Consider the following 23,073-nt stretch of genomic DNA (forward strand, 5'->3'; position numbering starts at 1 on the left):
GCTACGGACGCCGTGTTTCGTGCCGACTGTCGCGGGAGTTACCGCTGCGTCACTTCTGTGTCACCGAGCGGTGGACGCGAAGGTTAGGGCGCGGTCATCTGCCGGAAACATTGCCTCCGAGATCACTTCGCGAGCGCGGCCGCGCCGCCCAGCTGCGCCGCCGCGGCCCGGAAGCGCTCCACGACGAGCGCCGCGATACGCAGGTCCGGTGCCAGCGGCGCCGTCACGGCGTCCGCTCCCGCCCGGCCGATCACGTCGGCGAAGTACCCGGGCGCGAGGACGTAGCTGGCCGCGATCACGCGCTCGGCGCCCGCCGCCCGTGCGCTCTCGACCGCCGCGTCGATGCGCGGGTGGGCTCCTGCGGCGAACCCGACGGTGATCGGGGCGAAGACGCACTGCGCGAGTCGGTCGGCCATCGCCTGCACGTCGATCGCGGCGGCCGGATCGCTCGATCCCGCCGCCGCGAGGACGATCGCGTCGCCGCCCTGCAGATCGGCATCGGCGAGGCGCGATTCGAGGACGAGCGCCAGGAGGTCGTGAGGTCCGAGCGCCGGCGCGGCGATGGCCCTGCCCGGGTGCGCGGCGACGGCTCGCGCGATGTCGACGCGGGTGTGGTAGCCGGTAGAGAGCAGCACGGGAACGACCACCGCGGGGCCCTCGGCGACGGCGCGACCGACGACCTCGCCGATGGCCGGTTCCTGGACGTCGACGAACGCCTCCTCGACGCGCACGCCCGGCACCAGGGTGCGCACCTGGTCGAGGAGGGTGCTGATGGCCTGACGGCCCTCGTGCGACCGCGTGCCATGGGAGCACGCGATGAGGGTGGGTGTCATGGGCGTCCCTCGGGCTCGACGACGTTGAGGCGGTAGCCGCGCTTGACCACCGTCTTGATGAGGTCGGGGGAGGCGAGCGCTTCGCGCAGCCGCGCGACCGCCATCTCGACCGCGTGCGTGTTGTGACCGGAGCGCGGCAGCGCGCCCTGCAGGCTCGCCCGCGATACGACGCCCCCTCGGGCGGCGAAGAGGGAGGCGAGTACGTCGATTCCGGTGCGCGAGAGGGGGATGTGCCGGCCGCCGCACACGGCGCCCGAACTGCGCAGCTCGAGCCGGCCCGCGACGGTCTCGAGCCCGGCGGCATGCCCGCCGCCGAAGTGCGTCACGACTCCCCGCACGAGCGATCCGAGTCGTCCGCGCTCGGCGATGAGGGGGGACAGGCCGGCGTCGACCAGCGGACCCGCCGTGATCGGGCCGACGGCCGCCATCAGCACCCTCCCGGCCGCCCACATCCCGCGGATGTCGTCGAGCATGCCTTCGCGCCGCGCCGCGCTGATCCATTCCTCGGCGCCGGGCGCGGAGGTGAAGAGGACGGCATCCACGTCGCCCGTGCCCGTCGCGACGACCGATCGGCGCACCGCCTCGGGGTCGGGCGGGGGACCCCACCGGTACACCGTGAGGCTGACGACATCCGCGCCGTGTCCGGTGAAGAGCTCGTCCAGACCGTCTGCGCCGGAGCCGTGGTGCTGCACGGCGACGCGGCGTCCCGAGACGCCCTCCGCGAGCAGGAACTCGCCGAGCTCGGTGGAGGTCTCGGACTCGGCCACCCAGTCCGCGGTCAGGCCCGCCTGCTGTATCGCCCCACGTGCCTTCGGACCCCGCGCGACGATCTGAGCTCCCTCCAGGGCGCGGTGGAGCTGATCGTGCAGTCCCGCCTCGTCGGCGGCTTCCATCCAACCGCGGAACCCCACCCCCGTCGTGGCGACCACGATCTCCGGCGGTGAGGCGATGAGCTCGCGGGTGCGAGAGATGAGCGCCTCGTCGTCGATGTGCGGCACGATCGTCAGCGCCGGCGCGTGTCGCACCTGGGCGCCGTGCCGCTCCAGCGCGGCCGCCAGTTCGCCCGAGCGCCGGTCGACGGCTATCACGATCGTGCAGCCCTCGAGGGCGGCCGACAGTGCGGGGCGGGCAGCGGATGTCACCGGCCGGAGCCCTCTGCCAACGACGGGTCGGGCATCAGGAGGCCGGCGCGTGCGACCTCCCCGACGACGATCACGGCGGGGTTCTGCACGCCGGCCGCGGCCGCGTCGGCGACGACACGTCCGAGCGTCGTTCGCGTCGTGCGCTGGTGAGGGGTGTGGCCGTTCTCGACCACGGCGATGGGGCGGTCTGCGGGAACTCCCGCCTGCTCGGCCGCGCGAACCAGGCGGGGGAGGGCGGCGACGCCCATCAGCACGACGGTGGTCACCGTCTCGTCGGCGAGGGCGGCGAGTGTACTCTCGCTCGTCTCGGCCTGCCCGTTGACGATGTGCACGCCGGCGGCGGTGCCGCGGTGAGTGACGGGGATTCCCGCCGCCTGCGGCACCGAGACGACGCTGGTGAGACCGGGCACGACCTCGACGGGGATGCCGGCGGCCAGGCACGCGGCGACCTCTTCGCCGCCGCGGCCGTAGACGAACGGGTCGCCCCCCTTCAGGCGCACGACGCGCTTTCCCGCGCGCGCGTGCGCGACCAGGAGGGCGTTGATCTCGTGCTGGGGCACGGGGTGGTGATTCGGACGCTTGCCGACGTCGATCACCTCGACATCGGGATCGAGCTCGCTCAGGACGTCGGTGGGTCCGAGGCGATCGGCGACGACGACGTCGGCCTCGGCGAGGAGGCGACGCCCTCGCAGGGTCATGAGGTCGGTCGGGCCGGGCCCGCCGCCCACGAGGTCCACACGCCCCGCGGCTCCCGCGCGACGCCGTCGCAGAGGCAGCCGACCATCCCTGAGCAGGGCCCCGATCGTGTCGCGCAGGCGCGCGGCGCGGCGCGGATCGACGCCCGCGTCGGAGACGACCCCGACCACGACGTCGCCCGAGCGCGCCTCGGCGGCCAGGCGTGCCGTGCCGTGCGCGCCGTCCGACGCGTTCACGCACAGGATGCGGCGTTCTTCGCAGGCCGCGGCGATGAGTGCGTCGACGCGGGGGACCCCCGTAGCGGTGTGGACCAGCCAGGCGCCGTCGACATCGGTGGTGCGGGCCGGGCGCGGCAGCCACTCGAGGGAATGGGCGTCCACGAGGTCCTGGACCTCGGGGCTCAGCAGCGGCGCCACGATGCGGACGCGCGCGCCGTCGTCGAGCAGGCGCTGCAGCCGCCGCGCGGTGACCGTGCCCCCGCCGACCATGAGCACGTCGCGGCCCGCGAGCGAGATGCCGAGCATCGTCGTCATGTCAGCTCCTCCGATCGGACGTAGACGTCTCCGTCCTGCACCGCGACGGGCCAGACGGCCAGCGTGCGGGGCTCCTTCCCCTGCGTGTCGAGACAGGAGCCCGTGCGTAGGTCGAACACCTGCTTGTACATCGGCGAGGCGACGGTGGGGGCATTCTGCCGCGTCCCGACGATACCCCGGGAGATGACGTGCGCACCGCTGTAGGGGTCATAGTTCGACACAGCGTGCACCCGGCGCTCGTGCGTGAGGAACAGGGCGATCTGCGTGCCGCCGACGAGGGCGGCGCGCCCGCGCTCGGGTTCGAGATCGGTGAGCGCGCACACCCGCACCCACTGCGAGCGCGGGATCGCGGCGTCGGACTCCGGCCTCGCGTCGGCGATGGTCATCGGCGCACCTCCAGGGTGGTTCCGGCGATGAGGACCCGTCCGTCCTCCCGTTCCGCCGCGGTCGCGGGACGCGGCTGCCCCCGCTCGGCCGTGTACGCGAGCGACGGGTCGGGCGTCGCGGGCGCGTTGACGAAGGAGGCGAAGCGGCGCAGCTTCTCGGGATCCGCCAGCGTCGCCTTCCACTCGTCCTCGTAGTTGGCGACGTGGGCGGCCATCGCGGCGTCGAGGTCCGCGCAGATGCCGAGGCTGTCGTCGAAGATGACGGCCCGCACCTCGTCGATGCCGCCCTCCAGGTCCTCGAACCACGGCGCGGTGCGCTGCAGGCGGTCGGCCGTGAAGATGTAGTACATCAGGAACCGGTCGATGGCCCTCAGGAGAGCGTCGTCGTCGAGCCCTTCCGCCAACAGCACCGCGTGGCGCGGCGTGAAGCCGCCGTTGCCACCGACGTACATGTTCCAGCCCGCCTCGGTGGCGATGACTCCGACGTCCTTGCCGCGCGCCTCGGCGCATTCGCGCGCGCAGCCCGAGACGCCGAGCTTGATCTTGTGAGGAGAGCGCAGGCCCCGGTAGCGCAGTTCGAGCTGCACCGCCATTCCCACCGCGTCCTGAACGCCGTACCGGCACCAGGTCGATCCCACGCACGACTTGACCGTGCGCAGCGACTTGCCGTACGCGTGCCCGGATTCGAAGCCGGCGTCGACGAGGCGCTTCCAGATGTCGGGCAGCTGCTCGAGCCGCGCGCCGAACATGTCGATGCGCTGGCCGCCCGTGATCTTCGTGTACAGGCCGAAGTCCTTGGCCACCTGCCCGATCACGAGCAGTCCCTCGGGCGTGATCTCGCCCCCCGCGATGCGCGGGACCACCGAATAGCTGCCGTCCTTCTGCAGGTTCGCCATCACGTGGTCGTTGGTGTCCTGCAGCGTCGCGTTCTCGCCCTCGAGCACGTGACCGCCGACGAGGGTCGAGAGGATGCTCGCGAGGGCGGGCTTGCAGATGTCGCAGCCGCGTCCCGTGCCGAAGCGCTCGATGACCGCGCTGAAGGTGCGAAGACCCGAGACGCGCACGGCGTCGAAGAGCTGACGGCGCGAGAGGTCGAAATGCTCGCAGAGCGCGCTGCTGAGGCTCGCGCCGGATTTCGCGAGCTCGGTGCCGACGAGCTTCTTGATCATGGTGACGCACGACCCGCACGCCGCGCCCGCCTTCGTGCAGGACTTCACGGCGGCGACGTCGGAGCAGCCCTCCTCCTGCACGGCGCCGCGGATGGCGCCGGCGGTGACCGAGTTGCACGAGCAGACGAGGGCCGAGTCCGGGAGGTCTCCCGTGGGCGCGGCGACCCCTCCCTCCGGCATGAGGTAGGCGGCGGGGTCGCCACCGAGAGCCCCGCCGACGAGGGGCCGGAGCGAACCGTAGGCCGAGGCGTCACCGACGAGGATGCCGCCGAGCAGCGTCTTGGCGTCGTCCGAGAGGACGAGCTTCTTGTACACCCCCGCGACGGGGTCGGCGTAGACGACGTCGAGCGCGCCGGGGGTCGTGGCGAACGCGTCGCCGAAGCTGGCCACGTCGACCCCGCTGAGCTTCAGCTTGGTGGAGAGGTCGTATCCCGGGAACGAGGCGTCGCCACCCCGCAGGCGGGTCGCGGCGACCTCGGCCATCGCGTACCCGGGGGCGACGAGCCCCACGCACAGCCCGTCGAAGTTGGCGACCTCGCCGATCGCGAGGATGCGGTCGTCGCTCGTACGGCATTCGGCGTCGATGAGCACGCCGCCGCGCTCGTGCACGGCGAGGCCGGCGGCGCGGGCAAGCTCGTCGCGCGGGCGCACGCCCACCGTGAAGACCACGACATCCGTGCGCTCCCACGTGCCGTCGCGGAACTCCAGCCCCGTCACCCGGCCGTCGCGACCGGGATCGACGCGGGTCGTGATCGCGCCGGTCTTGACCCGGATGCCGCGCGCCTCGATCAGCCGCGCGAGCGCGGCGCCCGCCGGCTGGTCGAGCTGGGCCGACATCAGCCGATCGGAGGACTGCACGACCGTGCTCTCGACACCCAGGCCCTGCAGGGCCCCCGCCGCCTCGAGGCCGAGCAGGCCGCCGCCGATGACGGTGCCGGTGAGCGGTCGGCCGAGCTCGGCGCGCCGGGCCTCGACGAAGCCGCGCAGGGCCTCGACGTCGTCGAGCGTGCGATAGACGAAGCATCCGTCGAGCCCGAAGCCGTCGACGGCGAGGCGGGCCGCGTACGAGCCCGTCGCCAGCACCAGGCGGTCGTAAGCGACGCGCTCGCCCGACGCGGTCGTGACCTCGCGCGCCTCGCGGTCGATCGCGGTGACGGCCGTGCCGCGCATGAAGCTCACGCGTTCGTCGTCGAGCACGGAGCGGTCGAGGGTGAGGTCTTCGGCGCTCGCACCGGCGAAATACCCGGTCAGCCCGACCCGGTCGTAGGGATGCCGGGCCTCGTCCCCGATGACGGTGACGCGCCACGGGCGATCGCCGCGCGAGAGCAGGCTCTCCACGAAGCGGTGGGCCACCATGCCCGCTCCCACCACCACGATGTGCGTGCTGTCATCGGGGTGGGGCATGCCGTCACGGTAGCCAGGGGAGATTGCCCCGGTGTGTTCGGCAGGTTTCGGGTTCCCGACGGCGGGCGCCGGCCAGCGGGGCGCGCTGTTGTCCTCATGCGGGGTCATGGCAGGCGACGCTACGGGCGGGGTGTTTCGGCGGGGATCGATCCCGCGTTACCCTCTGCGAACGTTTCCCTCACGCCCGAGATGCGGCACTTGTGAGAACTGCCGCATCGGCCGCCGAGGCGGCGGTCAGGTCAGGAGACGCCGAGCCACGACCGGTCGGTGAGCACGATCGGACCGTCCGCGGTGATGGCCACGGTGTGCTCCGCGTGCGCGCCCCGCGAGCCGTCGGCCGAGCGGAGCGTCCATCCGTCGGCGTCCGTCACGAGCTGATCGGTGGAGGCGAGGAACCACGGCTCGAGTGCGACCACGAGGCCGGCGCGCAGGGGGTAGCCCCTGCCGGCCTTGCCGTCGTTGGGGATGTGGGGATCGCCGTGCATGATCCGTCCCACGCCGTGGCCGCCGAAGTCGGTGTTGATCGAGTAGCCGTCGGAGCGGGCGACGTGGGAGATCGCCGCGGAGATGTCGCCGACGCGATGGCCCACGGTCGCCGCGTCGATCGCGGCCGCGAGGGCGCGCTCCGTCGTGTCGATGAGGCGCAGGTCCTCGTCGCGCGGCGTGCCGACGACGAAGGAGACCGCGGAGTCGGCGACCCAGCCGTCGACGGAGACCGCGAAATCGAGCGAGACGAGGTCGCCGTCGCGCAGCACGTAGTCGCGTGGGAGCCCGTGCAGGACGCCGTCGTTGATCGAGGTGCAGATCACCTTGCCGAACGGGCTGGCCCCGAAGGAGGGGTGGTAGTCGATGTAGCACGACTCCGCGCCGGCGCGGCGGATGAGATCGTGCGCGCGCCGGTCGATGTCGAGCAGGTTCGTGCCGACCTTCGTGTCCTCCCGCAGAGCCGCGAGCGTCTCCGCGACGAATCTGCCCGCGGGACGCATCTGCTCGATCTCGGCGGGTGTGCGCAGCTCGATCATCGTGTTCCTTTCGCCGAGACCATTCTGTCGGATGCCGCTGTTCCGCCCTGGGAGCTCGCCCAGCCTCACCGGTACCAGGGCGCTGCGCGGCGTAGCATCGGTGTCATGTGGCTGCGGAGGGCGTACTATCACTGGCTCCTGCCGGCGGCGTTGGTCCTGCCGCTCTGGCTCGTCGTCGGCTGGGCGGTGTTCCAGGCCGGCGCGTGGGTGTTCCTCTGGGTCCTCTTCATCGCGGTGCCCTCGGTCCTCGTGGGCCAGCTCGTGCTCACCCTCCTCGTCCGCTCACGGCCCTCCGTGCGAGAGGAGCGAGCGGTCTCGTGGGCGGATGTCGCGGGTTTCACGGTCTGGCACGCGCTCACGATCGCGGTCGGGCTCTTCAGCGAGGCATGGTTCGTGCCGATTCTGATCGGCGCCATCGCCGCGGGGATCGGGATGTTCTGGCTGTCCCTCTGGCAGCTGTGGCGCGACGCCCGCGAGAGCGGCACGCGCATGATGCTGCGCTACAGCGCGACGTCTCCGTCGCCCGGGGCCTCGGAGCGCACCGACCGCGCGGACGGGCCGCGGGTCATCGTCGTCGACGAGTCCCGCCGAGGATCCCGCGGCGACTGAGCGGCCGTTTTGGCGGGGCCGCGGCATCCGTGGCAGAATAGGCGTTTGTGCCGAGACCGGCTCTGCCTCAGGGGAGCCCGCGGACGAGTGAATCTCCGCATGCACACCTCATACCCACCATTTCACCCGCGTGGCCGACCTGTGGCGGCCGCAGGAAGAGACGATCATGCAGATCCTCGACGCGCTCGACGCAGCATCGCTGCGCAGCGACATCCCCGCTTTCGGTCCCGGTGACACCGTCAAGGTGCACGTGAACATCACCGAAGGCAACCGCTCCCGCATCCAGGTCTTCCAGGGCGTCGTGATCGGCCGCTCGGGCGACGGCGTGCGCGAGACCTTCACGGTCCGCAAGGTCAGCTTCCAGGTGGGTGTCGAGCGCACGTTCCCCGTGCACAGCCCCGTGATCGACCACATCGAGGTCGTCACCCGCGGCGACGTGCGTCGCGCCAAGCTCTACTACCTCCGCGCCCTCCGCGGCAAGAAGGCCAAGATCAAGGAGAAGCGCGAGGGCTGAACCCCTCTGCTCTCCGAAGGTCCCGGGCGAACGATGCCCGGGGCCTTCGCCGTTCAGGGGCGTCTCCGCGCCCTTTGCGCGTCGCGATGTGCGACGCTTGGTGGAGCGCCGGCGCGTGAGTCCCGGTCATGAAGGAAGAACCGTGAGCACCCCTGTGACCGACGTCGAGGAGCCGTCCCGCCCCGCACGCAGCCGTCGCCGCAGCGCGCTGGCCCTGTTGCGCGACATCGTCGTCATCCTTCTCGTCGCCGTGCTCGTGTCGTTCCTGGTCAAGACGTTCCTGGTGCGCTCCTTCTACATCCCCTCGGGGTCCATGGAGAACACCCTCATGGTCGACGACCGCATCCTCGTCGACGAGATCACGCCGCGATTCGGCGGCTACGACCGCGGAGACGTCATCGTCTTCCGCGATCCCGGCGGCTGGCTGCCGCCGTCCACGGCGCCGGAGCGTCCGCCCGTGGTCGAGGCCGGAGAATGGCTGCTCTCACTCGTCGGCCTCGCCGCGCCCGACAGCGACGACCACCTCATCAAGCGCATCATCGGGCTGCCGGGGGATCGGGTCGTGTGCTGCAACGCGCTCGGTCAGATCGCCGTCAACGGCGTCCCGCTCGACGAGGGCTCGTACCTCCGGCTTCCGGCGGGGCAGACCGCGGCATCCGCCGATGCGTTCGACGTCACGGTCCCGGAGGGCTCCCTCTGGGTCCTCGGCGACAACCGCTACAGCTCGAAGGACTCGCGGTACAACCAGGACCAGCCCGGAGCCGGCTTCGTCCCTCTCGACAATCTCGTCGGCAGGGCGTTCCTGATCACCTATCCGCTCGACCGGTTCGGCCTCATCGATTTCCATCACGAGGTGTTCTCGGGGGTGCCCGCGCCCGAGGGGGCGCCGTGACGGTCGCCGTCCCGACGCTGACACGCGAACGGCGTCTCCTGAGGGAGTACCCGCTCGTCATCGCGTGCGACGAGGTGGGCAGGGGAGCGCTCGCCGGTCCCGTCGCCGTCGGCGCGACGGCGATCGATGCGGCCGCGTCGCGCCGACGGATGCCGGAGGGGCTGCGCGATTCGAAGCTGATCCCCGAAGCCCGGCGAGCGGCCGTGGCGACGCGGGCGGCGGCGTGGGTCTGCGCATCCGCGGTCGGCTGGTCCAGCCCCGAAGAGGTCGACGACGTCGGGATCGTCCGCGCCCTGGGCCTCGCGGCGATCCGGGCGCTGGACGGGCTGCGCGCCCAGGGCGTCGCGGCCGGCGAGGCGATCGTGCTGCTCGACGGGAACCACGACTACATCACGCCGGCCGGAGCGACAGGGCTCACGGTCATGCCCGTGGTGAAGGGCGACCGCGACTGCGCGAGCGCCTCCGCGGCATCCGTCATCGCCAAGGTCGCCCGCGACGCGCTCATGGTCGACCTCCACCCGCAGCACCCGCCCTACAACTGGCTGCGGAACAAGGGCTACGCCAGCCCCGACCATCGGATGGCGATCACCGAGCATGGACTGAGCCCCCACCACCGCGCGTCGTGGGCGATCCGGCCCGCCACGCTGTTCTGAGCGCCGGCGCCGGTCGAGATCGGGATGGCCGGGTGCCCATCTAGACTGGGGGGACCATGGATGACGATGTGTTCGAGGACTACGACCGCGAGCTCGAACTGGCTCTGTTCCGCGAGTACCGCGACGTCGTCTCGCAGTTCCAGTACGTGATCGAGACCGAGCGCAGGTTCTATCTGGCCAACGACGTCAACGTCGTCCGTCGCGACACCGAGCACGACTTCTACTTCGAGATCACGATGTCTGACGTGTGGGTGTGGGACATCTATCGCGCCGACCGATTCGTGAAGGCCGTCCGCGTGCTCACGTTCAAGGACGTGAACGTCGAGGAACTCTCCCGCCGCGACTTCGAGCTGCCGCAGGAGCTCTCCCTCGACGGAGAGTGACGCAGCCCTCCTCCCCGCGGGTCTGATCCGCGATCTCTCCCCGACCGTCGCGAGGGCGAGCCTCCGGGCACGGCCGCGCTGACACGGTGGGTCTCGCGTGCCGTCGGGTGCGCGGGAGGAGGCGGCCGTGGCGGCGAAGGACGAATTCGGGCGCGCGGGCGAGGAGCGTGCCGCACGGTACCTGGCGGATGCCGGATGGTTGATCCTCGCCCGCAACTGGCGCTGCCGGGAGGGCGAGCTCGACCTCGTCGCGCAGCGGGACGGCGTCCTGGCGGCCGTGGAGGTGAAGTCCCGGCGCGGCATCGGGTACGGCCACCCCTTCGAGGCGATCACTCCCCGCAAGCTCGACAGGCTGCGCCGGCTCGCCGTCGCCTGGGCGATCGCCCATCCCGATGAAGCGCGCGGGCGTCGTGTGCGCATCGACGCCATCGCGATCACGGGCGACGACGCGGCCACGGCGCCCCTCGAGCATCTCGAGGACGTGCGGTGAGCGTGGCGCGCACATGGGGCGTCGCCCTGACGGGGCTGCACGGCGCGCTCGTCGAGATCGAGGCGGACCTGTCGAATCAGCTCCCCGAATTCCGCGTGATCGGTCTGCCCGACAAGGCGCTCGGCGAGGCGCAGCTGCGGGTGCGCAACGCGACGGCGAACTGCGGGATGCCGCTGCCCGCGCGCCGGCTGACGGTCAACCTCTCACCGGCGGCGCTTCCGAAGCAGGGATCGGGCTTCGACCTGGGCATCGCGGTCGCGGCGCTCGCCACCGCGATGCCGTTGGACCGGGCATCGATCGAGGAGACCGTGCACATCGGCGAGCTCGGTCTGGATGGGAGGCTGCGCCCCGTCGCGGGCGTCCTCCCCGCCGTGATGGCGGCGGCGCGGGGCGGGCGACGCCGAGTCGTCGTGCCCCACGCCAACCGGGACGAGGCGGCACTGGTCACCGGCATCGACGTGCACGGTGCGGTCTCGCTCATCGACGTCATGCGTCTCCACGGGTCGGAGGTCGAGGAACGCGCCATGGTTCCCGTCGGCGCGGCTGCCGTACCGCCGGGCGGATCCGGCGAGGCGGCGGAGCTCGCCGACGTCGTGGGCCAGCGGGACGCGGTGGAGGGCCTCGTCGTCGCCGCCGCCGGAGGACACCATGTACTGATGTCGGGTCCGCCGGGGGCGGGTAAGACGATGCTCGCGGCCCGGCTCCCCGGCATCCTGCCGCCGCTCGCGGACGACCAGGCGCTCGAGGCCGCCGCGGTGCGCTCGCTCGCGGGAGAGCCGATCACGCGGCTCTCCCGCACTCCTCCCTTCGAGGCGCCACACCACGGCGCATCCGCGGCGGCGCTCGTCGGCGGCGGGTCGCGAGTGGTGCGCCCGGGCGCGATCGCGCGGGCGAGCGGGGGAGTGCTGTTCCTCGATGAGGCGGCCGAGTTCGCCCCCTCCGTGCTCGATGCGCTGCGTCAGCCGCTCGAGAAGGGGAGCATCACGATCCACCGCGCCGGCGCGAGCGCGACGTTCCCCGCGCGGTTCCAGCTCGTGCTCGCCACCAACCCGTGCCCGTGCGGCAACTACGGGGTGCGCGGCGCGTCGTGCGGATGCCCGCCGCAGGCGATCCGGCGCTATCTCGGCCGGCTCTCCGGCCCCCTCCTCGATCGTGTCGACATCGAGGTGCAGATGACCCGGGTCAGCGTTGCGCACGCATCGCAGGACGAGGGAGGAAGGCTCAGCACCGCCGCCGCGCGAGCGCAGGTGGCAGAGGCCCGGGCGCGGGCCGCCCGTCGACTGGAATCCACGCCGTGGCGGCTCAACGCGGAGGTCTCCGGGCCGTGGCTGCGGCAGGGGCCGCTGGCGCTGCCCGCTTCCGTTCGACGCCCGCTCGATGTGGCCCTCGCGCGAGGGGCGCTCACGCTGCGGGGATACGACCGCGTTCTGCGCCTCGCGTGGAGCGTCGCGGATGTCGCGGGGATCGATGCGCCCGGTCTCGCGGAGATCGGCCGGGCGCTGTTTCTGAAGAAGGGGATCACGACGTGAGCACGATGACGGCGGCCGAGCTGGCCGGGTGGAGCGAACGGCGGCGCCGGGACGACCTGCGGGGCCTGGGAGCCCCCGAGGACGATGCGGCAATGACCGATCGGTGGGCGCGGGCCGTGTGGTCGCTGCTGGCCGAACCCGGGGACCGGACGGCACGTGCCCTGATCGAGGCCGTGGGGGCGATGGAGGCCCTCCTCGTCGTGGCGGAGAAGGATCCCGGGAGTGCGCTGGAGACTCCCGGGGCGGTGGGTGACGGCCTTCGGCGGTGGCGACCCCGCCTGCGGCGCGGCGGCATCGAGGCGATGTTCCACACGGCACGGGCGGCGGGGGTGTCGATCCACGTCCCGGGCGACCCCGCGTGGCCGATGCGTGTCGACGATCTCGGCGACCACGCACCCGTATGCCTGTGGGCCCGAGGGAGCATGCGCATGGCAGCTGCCGACGGGCCGGCTGTCGCCCTGATCGGCGCGCGGGCGTCGACAGCATACGGAGAGCGGATCGTGATCGACATGGCAGCCGAACTGGTGGGAGCCGGTGTGCGCATCGTGTCGGGCGCCGCATACGGAATAGACGGAGCGGCGCACCGAGCGGCGCTCGCCGGCGGCGGGGTGACCCTCGCGGTGCTGGCGGGTGGGCTCGACAGGCCGTACCCGACCGGCCACAGCGATCTCATCGCGCGCATCGCCGCGACAGGGACGGTGCTCTCGGAGATCCCGCCCGGGGGCGCGCCCACCAAATGGCGCTTTCTCGCCCGCAACCGCACTATCGCCGCGCTCGCCGATGCCGTGATCGTCGTGGAGGCCGGATGGCGCAGCGGTTCGCTGAACACCGCAGGGCACGCCGCCACGCTCGGCCGTCCGCTGGGCGCGGTGCCCGGTCCCGTCACGAGCGGCGCATCGGCGGGGTGCCATCGCCTGCTTCGCGAGTACGACGCGGTCTGCGTGACGGGCCCCGAAGACGTGCTCTCCCTCTTGGGTGGCTCGGCGTCCGTCCGGCGGGCCGTGGGGCCGGCGACCGACGACTCCACTCGCGTGCTCGACGCCCTCTCGACGAGGGCGGATCGATCGGTCGATGACGTCGCCCGCCGGGCGGGCCTGGCCCCGGCCGACTGCGGCGCGATCCTGGCGCTCCTCGAGCTCGAGGGGGTGGCCAGGCGCGGGGCGGTGGGCTGGCGGCGCGCCGCCGCGGTGCCGGCGCGCGGAGGGGCGCATTCTTGAAGGATGCTGCTGACCGAGGCATCCGAGGCGTTCGCGCACCACCTGGGCGATGTGCGCCGACTCTCCCCGGCCACGGTGCGGGCCTACCGTGCCGACCTTCGCGACCTGGCGGCTCTCGCGGCGACCCGAGGTGTCACGGCGCTCACCGATGTGGACCTCGAGCTGCTCCGGGAGTGGCTGTGGCATGCATCGGAACGCGGCGACGCCCGATCGACGCTGGCGCGCCGCACGGCGACCGCCCGGGCACTGTTCTCGTGGGCGCTCGAGACGGGGTTGGTACCGACCGATCCCAGCCTGCGGCTCACCGCGCCCAAGCGGGCGCGCACGTTGCCGCGCGTGGCTCCGTCGGCGGCCCTTGCGGAGGTCATGGAGCGCTCGGCGGCGGAGGCGGCCGACGGAGACGCGATCTCCCGGCGCGACCATGCCGTGCTGGAGCTGTTGTACGGGTCCGGGATCAGGGTGTCCGAGCTCTGCGGCATCGATATCGACGACATCGATCAGCAGCGCGGGGTCGTGCGCGTCGTCGGCAAGGGGGACAGGGAACGGGTGGTGCCGTTCGGAGCGCCCGCCCGGCGCGCCCTCCAAGCCTATCTGCCGGTGCGACCGGCCCTGCTCACCGGCACGGCCCCCGACGCGCACGGCGCCCTCTTCCTCGGCGCCCGCGGCGGCAGGCTCTCGCCTCGGGTCGTCCACCGACTCGTCTCCCGCCGGATCGGGCCGGTCATGGGCGCGGAGAACGTGGGTGCGCACGCGCTCCGGCACGCCGCGGCGACGCACCTGCTCGACGGTGGCGCAGACCTCCGCAGCGTTCAGGAGCTACTGGGGCATGCCAGCCTCGGCACGACGCAGATCTACACCCACGTCTCGAGCGAGCGTCTCGCGGCCGCGTACCGGCTCGCGCACCCCCGCGCCTGACCGCCCCCGCTCATCGGCCGAGATCGCCCGCGCCCGGTGCGGCAGGCGCGGATCCGAGCGGCAGGAGCACGGCGCGCGGCAGGTCGCCCAGAAGTGCCAGGGGGTTCAGGTATCGGCCGTGACGCCGTGCCCCGAGATGAAGATTGCCGGGCGTCGTGTGACCCCCGACGGAGAGGTGCGCGATCGGCTCGCCCGCGCGTACGGCGGTGCCCGCGGGCCACAGCGGCTCGACGGGCTCCACGGTCGAGACCAGCCCGTCGCCGTGGTCGATCGTCACGACGGAGCGATCGACCACCCGACCCGCGAATGCGATGACTCCGTCGGCGGGAGCGGTGACGACGCGTCCGCCCGCGTCATCACCGAGCGGCTGGATGTCGATCCCCCGGTGCCCCGCGGCATAGTCGTGCACCGGTGCGACGTAGGGACGGGCGATCCGTCGAGGGGGTGGCAGCGGCCACTGCCACACGGCCTCCGTGCGCGCTTCGATGATCCCGTCGTGAGGGCCCGCCCGGTGGGACGGCGCCGCGGCCGCCGAGAGGCCGTGCGCCTCCGTGCACAGGACGGCGACCACCATCGTGAGCGCGAGCGCCCGGCGCCGCGGTCGATCGAATCGTCGTCCGAGTGCGCGGTCCATGGTGACAGGGTCGCGCGCATCGCCCGCACCGCCGCCGGAGAGGCTCGGAAACCCGGGGAAGCGAGCCGCCGACCACGATGGGGAGGAGGTCCGCTGCTGATACACTGGGCGGGCACCTCGGAAACGGGGTGACTTCGCGTGCCCACAGCGGAGCGGCCTCGCCGCCCGCGGCACACCTCCCTTCGGTCCCGATGCATTCGGGTGGGAGCGTGTCGGGCACCAGGGAACCGCATCGTCCGATCCGGTTCGTCAAACCGCAGAACCGGCGCCTCGCGCCGAAGAAAAGGAGAGCGGCCATGGCCGTCGTCACCATTCGTCAGCTGCTCGATTCGGGCGTCCACTTCGGTCACCAGACCCGCCGGTGGAACCCGAAGGTGAAGCGATTCATCCTCACCGAGCGCAGCGGCATCCACATCATCGACCTGCAGCAGTCGCTGTCGTACATCGACAAGGCCTACGAGTTCGTCAAGGAGACGGTCGCCCACGGCGGCACCATCCTCTTCGTCGGCACCAAGAAGCAGGCCCAGGAGGTCATCGCGGAACAGGCGACGCGCGTGGGCCAGCCCTACGTCAACCAGCGCTGGCTCGGTGGTCTCCTCACCAACTTCCAGACCGTGAGCAAGCGCCTCGCCCGTATGAAGGAGCTCGAAGAGCTCGACTACGACAACCCGGCGGACAGCGGCTTCACCAAGAAGGAACTGCTGATCAAGAAGCGCGAGCTCGACAAGCTCCACAAGTCGCTCGGCGGTATCCGCAACCTCACCAAGACGCCCTCGGCGATCTGGGTCGTGGATGCCAAGCGCGAGCACCTCGCCGTCGACGAGGCGAAGAAGCTCGGCATCCCCGTGATCGGCATCCTCGACACCAACGCCGACCCCGACGAGTTCCAGTTCCCCATCCCGGGCAACGACGACGCGATCCGCTCCGTGAGCCTGCTGACGCGCATCGTCGCCGACGCCGCCGCGGAGGGCCTGATCCAGCGTCACCAGCCCAGCGACGAGTCGGCCGAGGCCGAGCCGCTCGCTGACTGGGAGCGTGAGCTCCTCGAGCAGCCGGAGACCGCGAGCGGCGATGCCGACGTCTCCACCGCGTCGACGGAGACCGCCGCCGACGAGGCCGGCGAGGAGGCCCACGCCGCCGCCGAGGAGCCCGCCGCCGAGGCCGAGGGTCCCGCCGCGGACGAGGCCGCCGAGGCCGAGGCCAAGTAACCCTCTGCCGGGTGAGAAGCCCGGCATCCGAGTACCCACCAGAACCACAGAGGGAGAGCCACCACCCATGGCAAACTTCACGATCGCCGACATCAAGGCGCTGCGCGAGCAGCTCGGCACCGGCATGGTCGACACCAAGAAGGCACTCGAAGAGGCCGACGGCGACGTCGAGAAGGCCGTCGAGATCCTCCGCCTCAAGGGAGCGAAGGGCAACGCGAAGCGTGCCGACCGCTCCACGAGCGAGGGGCTCGTCGTGGCCCGCGAGCAGGACGGCAAGGTCACCCTCGTCGAACTCGCCTGCGAGACCGACTTCGTGGCCAAGAACGACCGCTTCATCGCGCTGGCCGACAAGGTCGCGGATGCCGCGGCCGCCGCAGCGGCCGATTCGGTCGACGCTGCTCTCGCCGCGCCCGCCGGCTCGGGGACGGTCGATCAGCTGATCTCCGACGAGGCCGCCATCATCGGAGAGAAGGTCGAGCTGCGCCGCGTCCGCACGCTCTCCGGCGACGCGTTCGAGATCTACCTGCACAAGACGAGCAAGGATCTGCCCCCGCAGATCGGCGTCGTCGTGGCCTACAGCGGCTCCGACGCGGAGACCGCTCGCAGCATCGCGCAGCACATCTCCTTCGCGAACCCGAGCTACCTCAGCCGCGACGACGTGCCCGAGGCCGACGTCGAGAAGGAGCGGGAGATCGTCACCGAGATCTCGCGCAACGAGGGCAAGCCCGAAGCGGCGCTGCCGAAGATCGTCGAGGGGCGCGTCAACGCGTTCTTCAAGCAGGTCGCGCTGCTCGATCAGGACTACGCGAAGGACAACAAGCTCTCCGTCGCCAAGGTCGCGCAGGAGGCGGGGATCACCGTCACCGACTTCGCGCGATTCAAGGTCGGCGCGTAGCGCAGGGACGAGCCCGCATCGCCATCAGGCGGTGCGGGCTTTTCTCATGCCGGGCCACCGGCGATAGGTTGGAGACGACGAGAGGAAGTCGCCGTGATCGATGAGACCAGCGGGACGCGAAGGGTTTTGCTCAAGCTCTCCGGGGAGGCGTTCGGCGGGGGCGCGCTGGGTGTCAACCCCGACGTCGTGGGCCAGATGGCACGCGAGATCGCGGAGGCGGTGGACCGCGTCGAGATCGCGGTCGTCGTCGGCGGCGGGAACTTCTTCCGTGGGGCCGAGCTCAGCCAGCGGGGGATGGACAGGGGGCGCGCCGACTACATGGGCATGCTCGGCACGGTGATGAACGCGCTTGCGCTGCAGGACTTCCTCGAGCAGGCGGGCGCCGCCACGCGTGTCCAGTCGGCGATCTCGATGACCCAGGTCGCCGAGCCCTACATCCCGCGCCGTGCCGAGAGGCACATGGAGAAGGGCCGCGTCGTGATCTTCGGCGCTGGTGCCGGCCTGCCGTACTTCAGCACCGACACGGTGGCGGCCCAGCGGGCACTCGAGATCAAGGCCACGGAGGTGCTCGTGGCCAAGAACGGCGTGGACGGCGTCTACACCGCCGATCCGCGTCTCGACCCGACGGCGAGCCGCATCGACCGCCTCACATACAGCGACGCCCTGCAGCAGGGACTCAAGGTCGTCGACTCGACGGCGTTCAGCCTGTGCATGGACAACCGCATGGACATGCGGGTCTTCGGCATGGAGCCCGCCGGCAACGTGACCCGTGCCCTGCTCGGAGAGACCATCGGCACGCTGGTCACGGCGTGACGCGCGTCGCTGACTAGACTGGACCGACGCTTCACCCCCTGTTAGGAGTCACCGTGATCACGGACGTCTTGGCGGATGCCGCCACCCGCATGGATCGAGCCGTCGAGGCGGCGAAGGACGACTTCTCGACGGTGCGGACGGGACGCGCGAACCCGCAGTTGTTCCAGAAGGTGCTGGTCGACTACTACGGGTCGCCGACCCCCCTCGCCCAGCTCGCCTCGCTGAACACCCCGGAGGCGCGCACCATCGTTGTCACTCCTTACGACAAGTCCGCTCTCAAGGCCATCGAGCAGGCCATCCGGGACATGCCGAACCTCGGTGCGAACCCCACGAACGACGGCAACCTCATCCGCGTGACGATGCCCGAGCTGACGGCGGAACGTCGCAAGGAGTTCGTCAAGCTCGTGCGCTCGAAGGGCGAGGACGCCAAGGTCCATGTTCGCGGCATCCGACGCAAGGCGAAGGACGACCTGGACGCGCTCAAGAGCGACATCGGCGAGGACGAGATCGCACGGGCCGAGAAGGAGCTCGACGCCCTGACCCGCACGCACGTCGATCTGATCGACGAGGCCCTCAAGCGCAAAGAAGTCGAGCTCCTCGAGGTCTGACGCCAGCGATGACCGACGCACCCGGCGAGGGACCGGCAGAACCCGAGGCGACGCGGCAGACGCGGCGGGGGAGTTCTGCGGAGTCCGCTGCGTTCCAGGCGCACGTCCGCGCGGCGCGCGAGGAGTTCGAGACGCAGGTCGCCCACGCACGGGACCAGTTCGGCGAGGCGAACGAGCGCATCAAGCAGCGGACGGGGCGAGATCTCATCGTCGCCACCGTGATCGGGCTGGCCGCCGGTGCCGTCGTGATCGCCTCCCTCATCTTCCTCAAGTGGGTCTTCGCGATCTTCGCGGCGGGAGTCGCGCTGCTCGGTGTCTTCGAGCTCGGCCGGGCCCTGCAGGGGGCGGGACGCAAGATAGACCTCGTTCCGCAGCTGCTGTTCGCGGTCGTGCTCGTGGCCGCCGGCTTCTTCGCCGAGGTCTGGCTGCTCTGGGTGCTGCTCTTCGTCGATGTGGCGGTCATCGTCGTCTGGCGTCTGCTGGTGCAGATGTCCGCGCGCGACGGCCGCACGTACGGCGAGGTGCTGGATGACGTCCTCGCGGCCGTGCTCGTGCAGATCTACGTGGCCTTCATGGCGAGCCTGGCGATGCTGCTGCTGCGGGAGGACAACGGCGAGTGGTGGGTGCTCGCATTCCTCATCATCGCGGTCGCCTCGGACACGGGCGCGTACGCGACGGGTCTGGCGCTGGGCAGGACACCGATGGCGCCTCGCATCAGTCCCAAGAAGACGTGGGAGGGCTTCGCGGGCGCCGTCGTCGCCGCGCTGGGCGCGGGTGTGCTGCTCGCCCTCTTCATGCTGGGGCTGCCCTGGTGGGTGGGCCTCGTCATCGGCGCCGTCATCCTCGCGACCGCGACGGCGGGCGATCTCGGCGAGTCGATGCTCAAGCGAGACCTGGGGATCAAGGACATGAGCTCCTGGCTGCCCGGGCACGGTGGCGTGCTCGACCGTCTGGACTCGATCCTCCCCTCGGCTCCGGCCGCCCTCGCCCTGTTCCTCCTGCTCTCCCCTCTGGCGGCCCTGTGAGCGAAACGCACCCCGTTTCGGGCTTCCCCGATGCGCCCGGGAGAACCCGCGGTTACGACAAGCGTGCCGTCGATGAGTTCCTCGAGCGTGCTCGTGCCGCGTTCGAGGTCGACCCCTCCACGGAGGGGGTGTCCGGCGCCGACCTGGACGCCGCTGCCGTTCGCACGGCATCCTTCCCGCTCGTGCGGGGGGGCTACGCGATCGGCCCCGTCGATGCGGCGCTCAGCCGGGTGGAAGACGCCTTCGCGGCCCGCGAGCGGGACAGCGCCGTCAGCGAGCACGGTGCGCACGAATGGGTGGAGCGTGCGCGCGGCGAGGCGCAGGTGCTGCTCGACCGCCTCTCGCGCCCCGCGACGCGCAAGTTCGCCCGCACCGGGCTGCTGGGGTTCGGCTACCGCGTCGACGAGGTGGACCTCGTTGCGGGGCGTCTCGTCGCCTACTTCGAACGGGGTGCTCCCGTCAGCGTCGAGCAGGTGCGATCCGTGGCCTTCCGGATGCAGCGCCGGGGATACCGTGAAGAACAGGTGGATGCCGTTCTGGACGCCGTGATCGAGGTCATGCTCGCGGTTCGATGACGCGTTGCGACCCGTCGACCGAAAGCGTGCGGCGGATGCCGGGTGGCGGCTAGACTCGTGAAACTGTGAGCCTGGGCAACGAGATCACTCCCGCGCCGACGCGCGGTGTCTCTCGTGCGCACGCGTCCGGCCCCGCCCTGCGCCCCGCCGCCGTCCGCTGGTCGAGGCGTCGCAGCGTGACGGGCGTCTTCGCGGCCGTGGCCGCCTCCGCCTTCCTCGCAGCGTACGTGCTCGCCCCCACGGGGACCGCGATCGCCGAGCAGAACGGCGATGCCCCCGTGTCCGCGCTGACCTCCTTCGCCGCGGCGCAGGAGGACGCGCAGTCGCTCGTGGTGGAGGCGGCATCCGACGCCGCGACCGATGGCTTCGGCCGCAGCGGGTACGAGGTGTACGTCACCCCCAAGCCCACTCCGACGCCCGAGCCGGTCGCGCCGCGCTCCAGCGGCGGGGGATCCGCGAGCGGCTGGGCCCCGCCCGCGGTGTCGCCCGACCCCGGCTCCGCCAAGGCGATCGCCTACGACATGGTCATGGCCCGCGGCTGGAGCTCCGCGGACTACGACTGCCTCGTCGCGCTGTGGCAGAAGGAGTCCGGATGGCGGGTCAATGCACACAACCGCTCCAGCGGCGCCTACGGCATCCCGCAGTCCCTCCCCGGGTCGAAGATGGCGAGCGCGGGAGCGGACTGGGAGACCAGCGCCGCCACGCAGATCACGTGGGGCCTCGGGTACATCGGCGGACGCTACGGCACCCCGTGCGGCGCGTGGGGACACTCGCAGGCGCGCGGCTGGTACTGACCCGTGCCGCGCTCGAACCGGCGCCGGCCCGAGCAGCCCAGGGGTGACGGGTTCGAACGGATGCTGGCGGGATGGAAACGCACGGAGACCCGTCGGGGGTCTTCGTGGACCGTCCAGCCGATCAGCGCCGCGCAGGCCGTCAAGGACTACACGTGCCCCGGGTGCGGGCGCACGGTCGCGGCCGGCACCGCCCACGTCGTGGCGTGGCGTGCGGATGGCGTGATGGGCGACGCGGCGGACCTCGCCGCGCGCCGACACTGGCACACGGCATGCTGGAGGATCGCATGACGACCGAGATCCGAGGTCCGCTTCAGCTGCCGGCGCGGCGTGAGGACATCGAACTGGAGACGATCGACGGGCTGACCCTGGTCGGCGAGCTGGCCACCCCGGCGGATAAGGAGCCGGTCGCCACCCTCGTGACGCTGCACCCCCTGCCCACGGCTGGCGGGTTCATGGACTCCCACGTCCTGCGCAAGGCCGCGGCGCGCCTGCCGGCTCTTGCCGACCTCGCCGTCCTGCGTTTCAACACGCGCGGCACCGAGTCGCCCCGGGGACGCAGCGAGGGCACCTTCGACGGCGGGCACGCGGAGGCCTTCGACGTGGCCGCGGCCATGGCGTTCGTCACGGCGCGCGGCTTGCCTCGCCCCTGGCTCGTGGGGTGGTCGTTCGGCACCGAGCTCGCTCTGAAGTACGGGCGCGATCACGATATCGAGGGCGCGATCCTCCTCTCTCCGCCCCTTCACCGCGCGACCGATGACGACGTGGCGGCCTGGGCGGGGGAGAGCCGGCGGCTCATCGCCCTCATCCCGGAGTTCGACGACTATCTCCGCCCGGACGAGGCGGCGAAGCGCTTCCGTTCGGTGCCGCAGATGACGCTGGTGCCGGTCGAGGGCGGCAAGCACCTGTGGGTCGGCGAGACGCAGACGCGGCGGGTGCTCACGGAGATCGTCGCCGCGGTCAACCCCGGTGCTCTTCCGCTGCCGACGGAGTGGGAAGGCCCGCTGCCCTCGGCGTGACCCGTCAGGGGGAGTGGTCCGTCAGCGTTCGTTCTGGCGCGGGATGATCACCTGACGATAGATGATCAGGATGCTCGCCGCGATCGGGATCGCCACGAGAGCTCCCAGCAGCCCGAGGAGCGACCCGCCCGCGAGCGCCGCGATCACCACGACCGCGCCGGGAACCGATACGGCGCGGCTCATGATCCGGGGGGCGAGCACGTAGGCCTCGATCTGCATGTAGATGAGGTAGTAGATCGCCGCGGCGAGGGCCGTGCCGGGGGAACCGACCCCGGGCAGGAGGCACGTCAGGACGATGATCGCGGAACCCGTCAGCGTTCCCACGAGGGGGATGATCGAGAAGAACAGTGCGATCACCGCGAGCACCGCGGTGAAGGGCGCGCCGATGATCGACAGGAAGATGAAGCTCAGGACGCCGTTGGTGAGCCCGAGGCTGAGCTGGCCCATGACGAAGTAGCCCACCGAGTCGGTGATCTGCTCGGCGAGGTCGATGAAGCGCGCGCGCTTGCTCGCGGGGACGAGCTGGTACACCGCGGCCTTGAGGTTCGGCGTGGACGCCGTGAAGTAGATCGTGAGGATGAGAACGATGAATCCGCCGGCGAGTCCGGCCACGACGGTCGCCCCGAAGACGATGACGCTCTCGCCGATCGCGGCGAAGTCGAGGGAGTTCACCCAGTCCGTGACGTACTGGAAGACCTGATCGACGTCGAGGTAGGGGAAGACGCCGCCGACCCACTCCCGGATGTCCGCGAGGAACGGCTCGACCCCCTGGTCGAGCGCTTCGGAGATGACGACGACCAGCTGGCTGATCTGATCGACGATGATCGGCACGATCATGAGCACGATGCCGGTGAAGGCGGCAAGGATGACGAGGACCGTGATCAGAACGGCGAGCCACCGCTTCATCCGCCGCCGCTCGAGGAAGGAGATGGCGGGCTCGAGACCGAGCGAGAGGAACAGGGCGGTGCCGATGTAGAGCAGGATCGTCGAGAGGGTCTGCACGCTCTGGATCAGGACGATGCCCAGTCCGACGCCGAGCGTCGCGACGAACGCCACGCGGAAAGGGTTCTGCACCTTCATCCGACACTTCTCTCCGCCGCGGTCCGTCACGGCTCCGT

The 23,073-nt window shown here is 71.4% G+C and carries 26 protein-coding genes; 18 read left to right on the forward strand and 8 right to left on the reverse strand.

From position 1 onward, the window contains the following. Window positions 1-122: 122 nt before the first annotated feature. From RYJ27_RS04880 to map, 6 genes are all read right to left on the reverse strand, one after another. On the reverse strand, window positions 123-833 hold the full coding sequence (locus tag RYJ27_RS04880; RefSeq protein WP_330171625.1) for a sirohydrochlorin chelatase: 711 nt from the start codon (window positions 831-833) through the stop codon (window positions 123-125). Continuing rightward, the gene (locus tag RYJ27_RS04885; protein WP_330171626.1) at window positions 830-1,975 is read right to left on the reverse strand and encodes a uroporphyrinogen-III synthase; all 1,146 of its coding nucleotides are present in this window, start codon (window positions 1,973-1,975) and stop codon (window positions 830-832) included. Before RYJ27_RS04885 ends, RYJ27_RS04880 begins: the two co-directional genes overlap by 4 nt. Next, on the reverse strand, window positions 1,972-3,204 hold the full coding sequence (gene cobA / locus RYJ27_RS04890) for a uroporphyrinogen-III C-methyltransferase (RefSeq protein ID WP_330171627.1): 1,233 nt from the start codon (window positions 3,202-3,204) through the stop codon (window positions 1,972-1,974). Before cobA ends, RYJ27_RS04885 begins: the two co-directional genes overlap by 4 nt. After that, window positions 3,201-3,590 (reverse strand): nitrite reductase small subunit NirD, encoded by a 390-nt coding sequence (gene nirD / locus RYJ27_RS04895; protein WP_330171628.1) that lies wholly within the window; start codon window positions 3,588-3,590, stop codon window positions 3,201-3,203. Before nirD ends, cobA begins: the two co-directional genes overlap by 4 nt. Then, window positions 3,587-6,163 (reverse strand): nitrite reductase large subunit NirB, encoded by a 2,577-nt coding sequence (nirB, locus tag RYJ27_RS04900; protein WP_330171629.1) that lies wholly within the window; start codon window positions 6,161-6,163, stop codon window positions 3,587-3,589. Before nirB ends, nirD begins: the two co-directional genes overlap by 4 nt. A 239-nt stretch (window positions 6,164-6,402) precedes the next feature. Beyond that, window positions 6,403-7,185: a type I methionyl aminopeptidase gene (map, locus tag RYJ27_RS04905; RefSeq protein ID WP_330171630.1), complete on the reverse strand. Its 783-nt coding sequence runs from the start codon at window positions 7,183-7,185 to the stop codon at window positions 6,403-6,405. Window positions 7,186-7,290: 105 nt separating this feature from the next. Here map and RYJ27_RS04910 point away from each other — a divergent pair, with 105 nt between their 5' ends. The 9 genes from RYJ27_RS04910 to RYJ27_RS04950 all read left to right on the forward strand — a co-directional run bounded on the left by RYJ27_RS04910 (window position 7,291) and on the right by RYJ27_RS04950 (window position 14,387). Further along, the gene (locus RYJ27_RS04910) at window positions 7,291-7,794 is read left to right on the forward strand and encodes an MFS transporter permease (protein WP_330171631.1); all 504 of its coding nucleotides are present in this window, start codon (window positions 7,291-7,293) and stop codon (window positions 7,792-7,794) included. A gap of 166 nt (window positions 7,795-7,960) precedes the next feature. Then, window positions 7,961-8,308, forward strand: coding sequence for a 50S ribosomal protein L19 (rplS, locus tag RYJ27_RS04915; RefSeq protein ID WP_330171988.1), 348 nt, complete (start codon window positions 7,961-7,963; stop codon window positions 8,306-8,308). 142 nt (window positions 8,309-8,450) lie between these two features. After that, the gene (gene lepB, locus RYJ27_RS04920; protein ID WP_422732863.1) at window positions 8,451-9,200 is read left to right on the forward strand and encodes a signal peptidase I; all 750 of its coding nucleotides are present in this window, start codon (window positions 8,451-8,453) and stop codon (window positions 9,198-9,200) included. Next, the gene (locus tag RYJ27_RS04925; RefSeq protein WP_330171632.1) at window positions 9,197-9,853 is read left to right on the forward strand and encodes a ribonuclease HII; all 657 of its coding nucleotides are present in this window, start codon (window positions 9,197-9,199) and stop codon (window positions 9,851-9,853) included. The genes lepB and RYJ27_RS04925 overlap by 4 nt, the downstream gene beginning before the upstream one ends. Window positions 9,854-9,909: 56 nt before the next feature. After that, window positions 9,910-10,236, forward strand: coding sequence for a DUF2469 family protein (locus RYJ27_RS04930; RefSeq protein ID WP_330171633.1), 327 nt, complete (start codon window positions 9,910-9,912; stop codon window positions 10,234-10,236). Window positions 10,237-10,363: 127 nt separating this feature from the next. Beyond that, entirely contained in the window at window positions 10,364-10,726 is a 363-nt protein-coding gene (locus RYJ27_RS04935; RefSeq protein WP_330171634.1) for a YraN family protein, read from the forward strand. Further along, window positions 10,723-12,255, forward strand: a complete 1,533-nt coding sequence (locus RYJ27_RS04940; protein WP_330171635.1) for a YifB family Mg chelatase-like AAA ATPase — start codon at window positions 10,723-10,725, stop codon at window positions 12,253-12,255. The genes RYJ27_RS04935 and RYJ27_RS04940 overlap by 4 nt, the downstream gene beginning before the upstream one ends. 5 nt (window positions 12,256-12,260) lie before the next feature. After that, on the forward strand, window positions 12,261-13,472 hold the full coding sequence (dprA, locus tag RYJ27_RS04945; protein ID WP_330171990.1) for a DNA-processing protein DprA: 1,212 nt from the start codon (window positions 12,261-12,263) through the stop codon (window positions 13,470-13,472). A gap of 3 nt (window positions 13,473-13,475) precedes the next feature. After that, window positions 13,476-14,387, forward strand: coding sequence for a tyrosine recombinase XerC (locus tag RYJ27_RS04950; RefSeq protein ID WP_330171636.1), 912 nt, complete (start codon window positions 13,476-13,478; stop codon window positions 14,385-14,387). 10 nt (window positions 14,388-14,397) lie between these two features. Here the strand turns inward: RYJ27_RS04950 and RYJ27_RS04955 are convergent, their stop codons facing one another. Then, window positions 14,398-15,021: a murein hydrolase activator EnvC family protein gene (locus RYJ27_RS04955; protein ID WP_330171637.1), complete on the reverse strand. Its 624-nt coding sequence runs from the start codon at window positions 15,019-15,021 to the stop codon at window positions 14,398-14,400. Window positions 15,022-15,317: 296 nt separating this feature from the next. Here RYJ27_RS04955 and rpsB point away from each other — a divergent pair, with 296 nt between their 5' ends. From rpsB to RYJ27_RS05000, 9 genes are all read left to right on the forward strand, one after another. Continuing rightward, window positions 15,318-16,229, forward strand: coding sequence for a 30S ribosomal protein S2 (gene rpsB / locus RYJ27_RS04960; RefSeq protein WP_330171638.1), 912 nt, complete (start codon window positions 15,318-15,320; stop codon window positions 16,227-16,229). Between the two features lie 67 nt (window positions 16,230-16,296). Then, window positions 16,297-17,124 carry a translation elongation factor Ts gene (gene tsf, locus RYJ27_RS04965; protein WP_330171639.1) on the forward strand — a complete coding sequence of 276 codons (828 nt, stop codon included), beginning with the start codon at window positions 16,297-16,299 and terminating at the stop codon, window positions 17,122-17,124. 93 nt (window positions 17,125-17,217) lie between these two features. Beyond that, a complete protein-coding gene (gene pyrH, locus RYJ27_RS04970; RefSeq protein ID WP_330171640.1) occupies window positions 17,218-17,937 on the forward strand; it encodes a UMP kinase in 720 nt (239 codons plus the stop codon). Window positions 17,938-17,990: 53 nt separating this feature from the next. Further along, window positions 17,991-18,545: a ribosome recycling factor gene (gene frr / locus RYJ27_RS04975; protein WP_330171641.1), complete on the forward strand. Its 555-nt coding sequence runs from the start codon at window positions 17,991-17,993 to the stop codon at window positions 18,543-18,545. Window positions 18,546-18,553: 8 nt separating this feature from the next. After that, on the forward strand, window positions 18,554-19,570 hold the full coding sequence (locus RYJ27_RS04980) for a phosphatidate cytidylyltransferase (RefSeq protein ID WP_330171642.1): 1,017 nt from the start codon (window positions 18,554-18,556) through the stop codon (window positions 19,568-19,570). Continuing rightward, window positions 19,567-20,145, forward strand: coding sequence for a DivIVA domain-containing protein (locus RYJ27_RS04985; protein WP_330171643.1), 579 nt, complete (start codon window positions 19,567-19,569; stop codon window positions 20,143-20,145). Before RYJ27_RS04980 ends, RYJ27_RS04985 begins: the two co-directional genes overlap by 4 nt. A gap of 65 nt (window positions 20,146-20,210) precedes the next feature. Next, window positions 20,211-20,939: an aggregation-promoting factor C-terminal-like domain-containing protein gene (locus RYJ27_RS04990; protein ID WP_330171644.1), complete on the forward strand. Its 729-nt coding sequence runs from the start codon at window positions 20,211-20,213 to the stop codon at window positions 20,937-20,939. A gap of 3 nt (window positions 20,940-20,942) precedes the next feature. Then, window positions 20,943-21,227, forward strand: a complete 285-nt coding sequence (locus tag RYJ27_RS04995) for a hypothetical protein (protein ID WP_330171645.1) — start codon at window positions 20,943-20,945, stop codon at window positions 21,225-21,227. Then, complete coding sequence (locus RYJ27_RS05000; RefSeq protein ID WP_330171646.1) at window positions 21,224-21,955, forward strand: alpha/beta hydrolase; 732 nt, start codon at window positions 21,224-21,226, stop codon at window positions 21,953-21,955. The genes RYJ27_RS04995 and RYJ27_RS05000 overlap by 4 nt, the downstream gene beginning before the upstream one ends. Window positions 21,956-21,976: 21 nt before the next feature. Here the strand turns inward: RYJ27_RS05000 and RYJ27_RS05005 are convergent, their stop codons facing one another. Further along, window positions 21,977-23,035, reverse strand: a complete 1,059-nt coding sequence (locus RYJ27_RS05005) for an AI-2E family transporter (protein ID WP_330171647.1) — start codon at window positions 23,033-23,035, stop codon at window positions 21,977-21,979. Window positions 23,036-23,073: the final 38 nt, after the last annotated feature.

Source organism: Microbacterium limosum (assembly GCF_036324365.1).
Classification (GTDB): Bacteria; Actinomycetota; Actinomycetes; order Actinomycetales; family Microbacteriaceae; genus Microbacterium; species Microbacterium limosum.

Excerpts from the sequence above, each read along its gene's own strand:
- RYJ27_RS04880 (WP_330171625.1), bottom strand. The coding sequence starts at position 833 with ATGACACCCACCCTCATCGCGTGCTCCCATGGCACGCGGTCGCACGAG.
- cobA (WP_330171627.1), bottom strand. The coding sequence starts at position 3,204 with ATGACGACGATGCTCGGCATCTCGCTCGCGGGCCGCGACGTGCTCATG.
- nirD (WP_330171628.1), bottom strand. The coding sequence starts at position 3,590 with ATGACCATCGCCGACGCGAGGCCGGAGTCCGACGCCGCGATCCCGCGC.
- nirB (WP_330171629.1), bottom strand. The coding sequence starts at position 6,163 with ATGCCCCACCCCGATGACAGCACGCACATCGTGGTGGTGGGAGCGGGC.
- map (WP_330171630.1), bottom strand. The coding sequence starts at position 7,185 with ATGATCGAGCTGCGCACACCCGCCGAGATCGAGCAGATGCGTCCCGCG.
- RYJ27_RS04910 (WP_330171631.1), top strand. The coding sequence starts at position 7,291 with ATGTGGCTGCGGAGGGCGTACTATCACTGGCTCCTGCCGGCGGCGTTG.
- rplS (WP_330171988.1), top strand. The coding sequence starts at position 7,961 with ATGCAGATCCTCGACGCGCTCGACGCAGCATCGCTGCGCAGCGACATC.
- RYJ27_RS04930 (WP_330171633.1), top strand. The coding sequence starts at position 9,910 with ATGGATGACGATGTGTTCGAGGACTACGACCGCGAGCTCGAACTGGCT.
- dprA (WP_330171990.1), top strand. The coding sequence starts at position 12,261 with ATGACGGCGGCCGAGCTGGCCGGGTGGAGCGAACGGCGGCGCCGGGAC.
- RYJ27_RS04950 (WP_330171636.1), top strand. The coding sequence starts at position 13,476 with ATGCTGCTGACCGAGGCATCCGAGGCGTTCGCGCACCACCTGGGCGAT.
- RYJ27_RS04955 (WP_330171637.1), bottom strand. The coding sequence starts at position 15,021 with ATGGACCGCGCACTCGGACGACGATTCGATCGACCGCGGCGCCGGGCG.
- rpsB (WP_330171638.1), top strand. The coding sequence starts at position 15,318 with ATGGCCGTCGTCACCATTCGTCAGCTGCTCGATTCGGGCGTCCACTTC.
- tsf (WP_330171639.1), top strand. The coding sequence starts at position 16,297 with ATGGCAAACTTCACGATCGCCGACATCAAGGCGCTGCGCGAGCAGCTC.
- RYJ27_RS04980 (WP_330171642.1), top strand. The coding sequence starts at position 18,554 with ATGACCGACGCACCCGGCGAGGGACCGGCAGAACCCGAGGCGACGCGG.
- RYJ27_RS05000 (WP_330171646.1), top strand. The coding sequence starts at position 21,224 with ATGACGACCGAGATCCGAGGTCCGCTTCAGCTGCCGGCGCGGCGTGAG.
- RYJ27_RS05005 (WP_330171647.1), bottom strand. The coding sequence starts at position 23,035 with ATGAAGGTGCAGAACCCTTTCCGCGTGGCGTTCGTCGCGACGCTCGGC.